The organism is Inquilinus sp. (assembly GCF_057815775.1).
Genome location: NZ_JBYRFX010000389.1, coordinates 1 through 5,083 on the forward strand (window position 1 = coordinate 1; position 5,083 = coordinate 5,083).

At 69.0% G+C, this 5,083-nt stretch carries 2 protein-coding genes and 1 pseudogene; all 3 read left to right on the forward strand.

Translation table 11 applies throughout. The annotated features are described in order from the left end of the window. Positions 1-1,004: 1,004 nt before the first annotated feature. A complete protein-coding gene (locus AC3XYG_RS14025; RefSeq protein ID WP_489140457.1) occupies positions 1,005-3,314 on the forward strand; it encodes a hypothetical protein in 2,310 nt (769 codons plus the stop codon). Positions 3,315-3,328: 14 nt separating this feature from the next. Next, on the forward strand, positions 3,329-4,264 hold the full coding sequence (locus AC3XYG_RS14030; RefSeq protein ID WP_489140458.1) for a hypothetical protein: 936 nt from the start codon (positions 3,329-3,331) through the stop codon (positions 4,262-4,264). Then, positions 4,261-5,083 (forward strand): annotated as a pseudogene (locus AC3XYG_RS14035) (hypothetical protein); the annotation flags it as partial. The gene AC3XYG_RS14030 and the pseudogene AC3XYG_RS14035, both read left to right, overlap by 4 nt.

The window sequence follows — 5,083 nt, forward strand, 5'->3', positions numbered from 1 at the left end:
GCCTCGACGGCGCGCTGGGATGGCCCGGTGGGCGACCGCTCCGGCCTGAAGGATGCGGCCGGCGACGCCGTGCCGGCGGCCAGGGCCTCGCGGGCCTGCCGCACCCGGCCGAACATCGCCATGGTCAGGCGCACGGCGCGGGAGAGGCGCATGAAGGCCAGCGCGACCTCGCGGTCGGCCTTGACCCGCGCGGGGGATCCGGCGGACAGGGCGGCGGCGGTTGCTGCGTATCCCTGGTCAGCTGTTCGGAGATGGAATTGCCGATCCGTGCCAGGTCGTGCAGCACCTCCAGTTCCAATTCCGCCCAATCCCGCTCATGCGTCTCGCCGCCGAGGCTTGTGGTGCCGGCGGGTTCGGTTGCGGGATCGAGCGGGGCTTGGGTCATGGAGGAAGCATGCGGCCGATGGGTGGATGGCCGCAATGAACAAAACGTGCACAAAAAGGCGAGATGCCGAGCATCTTTGCGTTGCCCCTCCCGCCTGCCCCCGGGTCAAGCCCGAGGAGGAGAGGTCGGGCCCGCGCAGCGAGACCGGGTGAGGGTTGGCCCCGGCCTCGACGAAGAACCCTCACCCGGAGCCGCTTCGCGTCTCCGACCTCTCCCGCAAGCGGGAGAGGCAACGAATGGTGCGGTCCGTCGGTGTGACCTCCGGCAACATCCATCCGTCCCCCGGCCAAAATCCATCCTGCATAAGACAATATTCGTGCTTGCGAATGGCGGTTCATCGACCATTCGCAACTTCATGAGTCGGCCGCGCTATATCTGTTCAGGCATTAAGACAGTAAATTTTATCTAAACTTATTTCCATTTTCGATCTCTTCTATCCGGCTTCGACATTTTTAGACGGCAGCGGACCGCGTCCGAGCGCCCATCACCATCCTGATCCACCGCGCGGATGCGGAGGCGACCCCTCCGGCATCGCGCGTTCGATCCGGCACGGCCGGCCCCTGCCTCACAGCCACGGCAACCCATTGCGCCCGTTCGGGCCCCCGAGGAGAGCCAAGCGATGTTCGACATCACCACGGCGCGCACCATCGTCTATGGTGCGAACAATAGCCTTTCCGTGACCGTGTTCCGGGACCGGACCGAGACCAATATCTGGTACATGGCGCCGGTCCCGCGGCTGCGGATCCAGAACGGCCAGCCCGTCTTCGCCCTGACCAAGTACAAGTCGACGACCGGCGGCGTCGCCGGCATCTGCAGCTTCGAGGTCGAGCTGTTCGCGCCGGAGGACGCCCGGCAGGCGGCCGAGTCCGAGATCGGCAACATCGCCGGCTGGGGCCAGTTCACCTGGGTCAGCGGCGACGCCTTTTTCACCTATGAGGTGCCCGAGGGCGACAAGACGGTCAGCCGGACGATCGTGCAGACGCCATCGCTGTTCGGCAGCAACGTCGCCTATTTCCAGGTCGAGCTGGAAGACGACGCGGCGCTCAACACCTTCGTCAAGGCCTTCACCGAGCCCGGCACGCTGTCGCCCTTCCTGATCCAGTACCAGATGGGCGTGCTGACCCAGCTGCTCGGCTGCGCCGCCACGGTGATCTACAAATCCCAGGCCGCCATCTCCTACGAGAAGAAGTACGAGAGCCGGAAGGACACCTGGGGCAACAGCAAGCAGGTGCTGGTCGAGGTGCGCCAGGTGCTGCAGGAATCGGGCGCCGGCGACGTCAAGGTGACACCTGGCGTCGGCGCCACGCCGGAGCTGGTGCAGCTGGTGACCGACTGGGCCTGGACCACGCTGGAAGGGCAGGTCGCCCGCACGGTCGAGACGGCGCGGGCGCTGGCCCAGGGCAATGAGAGCCCGGTGACGGCCACCAGCGACTTCACCCAGACCTTTTCCCAGGACGCCATCGTCGAATGGTCGACGCCGGTGTCGTCGTCCCTGCCGCGCTTCGACAGGGTGACCTGGGAGAAGCTGTATCATGAGGTCGACAACCGGCAGCTGTCGGTGCTGTTCCAGCTGGCGGGCGACCCCTACACCGCCGACGGATCCCTGCTGTTCGAGAATGTGCAGGTCGAGGTCGAGTATCCGACCCGCACCACGGACAACACCTTCACCCTGATCCCGGGGACCGACGGGCTGGTCAGCAAGCTGTATCTCGCGCCCGGGGAAGGCAGCTTCAACCCGGAATACAAGTACCGCTTCACCGTCAACTTCCCCGGCGGCGTGCCACCCTACACCTCGGGCTGGATCACGGACATCGCGACCGAGGTCAACCTGCGGCCGAATGCGTTCGGCATCCGCAATGTCAACTTCATCGGCGTCAACATCCCGTTCGAGGACGAGGCGGAGAAGGGCGGCGTCGACCGCGTCTTCATCGATTTCTACGACAATCCGCCGGAGGGCCGGGACGCCAAGCTGCAGACCCAGGAACTGCTGGTGAACGGTGAGGCCCTCGCCTTCGCCACGACCTATCATGTGCCGATCACCAACACCTATGATTTCCGGCTGCGCTACCTCTTGAAGGATGGCGGCCTGATCGTGGTGCAGCCGCCGCAGCAATTCGGCTCCAGCAACGCCGATCTGGTGCAGGTGCTGAGCCCCGCCCCGAACATCGCCAACCTGGAGCTGCGGGCGCTGGTGACCGCGGATGGCGAAGGCTTCATGGACATCAACGCCACCGCCGCCTATTTCGACGACCAGAACCCGTCCGAGACGAAGCCGCCGAACCATATGTGGAGCGGCTGGAGCCCCGACGCCAAGAAAGGTCTCTATTCCGCCGACCCGTGGCGCTTCGACGCCCAGCCCGACCCGCAGACCGCCTTCTTCCGGCTGAACGGCCAGATCATCTATGGCGACGGCGACATCTTCGAGCTGACCAACCTGGCCCTCGCCTACAGCAAGAAGCCGCTGATCCTGAAGGACACCGAGGAGATCTACGGCGTCGAGATCTTCAGCAATGAGGTGGATTGGGAGTCGGTCGCCTGTGTCACCATCAACGTCTTCCAGATGATCGACGCCCAGGGCAGCGTGACCTCCGCCGACGCGCCGGTGACGCCATCCTATGTCGCCCTGCGGGAACATCTGCAGGCCGGCGAGGCCGCCGCCATCGCGGCCAAGCGCACGCCGCTGATCCCCTTCACCCTGCTGCAGCCGACCGCGGAGGTGAAGTCGCTGCCGCTGTTCTACACCCTGCGCAAGCCGCGCACGGCCAGCGACCTGGTGTTCTACTTCAACGCCGACTACGTGACGGTGGACGGGAAGCGGCACAGCATTGCCGAGACCACGGTCACCAACAAGCTGCAGCTGCATTTGCCGCCGCTGCCGTCGGAGCAGGCGCCGGGCGGCATCCAGCGCTTCGCCGTCACGGTTCGCTGACGCGGTGATGTGTCATGCTGGCCACCGCAATGCCGGTGGCCGGCCCCGCACCCGGGCCGGCCATCCTCCCGCCCCTCTCGGCCATCTCTTCTCTGTGGGATGACGAGATCCGGGCCGTCTGCCCGGATCCCGGGGCGCGGGACAGCAACCTCTGCGCCAATGGTGACCCGGTCGAATTCGCCTTCGTCTGGCCGGCCGGGGACATGCGCCTCAGCTGCGACCCGGCGCCGGGCGGCACCGCCGCAGATCGCCTTGGGGCAGCGCTGACGCTCTGCCCGGAGCTGTCGGTGGCCCAGCACGCGGAGATCGCGCGCCTGGCGCCGGGGGCGAGCAGCGGCCACTATGGCGCCTGGGTCGGGTCCCGCATGCGGGCGGGCCGGATCTGCCGCAAGCTGTATGTCGAGATCGCCGAGGGCACGCCCTGGCGCGACTGGTGGCCGCTGGCCTGCCTGGCCGGTCCTGCGGCCCCCACCGGGCTGGCCCAGCCTGTCATGGCCGGGTTCGACGCGGCCTCCGATGGCGCCGAGGTCTATTGCCGGATGCCGCGGCTGCATCCGGTCGCGCTGGCTTCCCTGCTCGCAGCCCTCGGCCTGCCGGAAGCGGCGGGCCTGCTGACCGGGGAGCTGGCACGGGTCACCGGCCGGGCGGTGCGCGACGCGCTGCCCGGCCGGGACCAGGGGATCAGCTTGGCCTTCGGGCCCGACCGCCGGGCCCGGGCGCTGACCTGGTACAGCCATGCCGACATGCTGTTCGGCCCGGCCGACCGGGCCCGCGCGGCCTGGCTGCAGGCCGGGGTCGAGCGCGGCTGGCCGATGGCGGAGTATGCCGCAATCAGCGCCCCGACGGCGGACGGCGTGCCCTGGCACGGGCTGGCCGGAATCACCATCGGCGCGGACGGCGCGGTCTCGACCTCGGTCACCTGCGGCCTGCGGCCGGGGGATCTGTCATGACCGCCTCCTTCACCACCCTGGTACCGCTGCTGACCCTGCAGCGGCCGAGCGGCGCCTTCCCCTCCACCGTCGGCGACGGCGACGAGCGGATCGAGGATGAGACCTGCTTCGTCACCGCGTCGGTCGTGCTGCTGCTGGCCCCCTTCGCCGCCGCCCGGCTGGCCTGCGAGCGGGCGCTGGGCTTCATCGAGCGCTGCGAGGCGCCCGACGCGCCGGGCGCCTTCGGCTTCTACCCCGCCGACGGCTCCGGCGCCCGGCTGGTCGACCACCTGCCGCCGGATGCCGACGACACCGCGCTGGCCTGGCTGGCCCTGCTGGCCACCGGGCGGCGCGGCGTCGAGGCCGGCCGGGCGGCGTTCCGGGCCCGGATCGGCCCGGCCTCGCGCCGCATCGTCGCGGGCACGGCGCCGCCCTGGACCCATCCCGGCGCTGTCCGCACCTGGCTGGTCGAGCGCGGCGAACGCAACCCGGTCGACCTCGTGGTCAATGCCAATGTCGCGGGTTTCGCCGCCCGCATCGGCGAGACCGGCCACGCAGCCTTCGACGGCGCCTGCGACAGCCTGCTGGCCGCGGCCCGCAGCGGCCACGACCCGCACCTGTTCGCCCGGCGACTGGCGCCGTTTTACGCCAGCATCTGCGAGCTGCGGATCGCGGTGCTGCGCGCCGTCGCCCTGGGTGCCGCCGTCCTGGCGCCCTGCCTCGACTGGCTGGCCGGCATCGGCGCGGACGACCCGCTGCGCCCCGACAAGCCGCTGTACTGCAACCAGCATGGCCGCCCGATCTGGCGGTCCCCGGCACTGCAACTGGCCCGCGCAATCG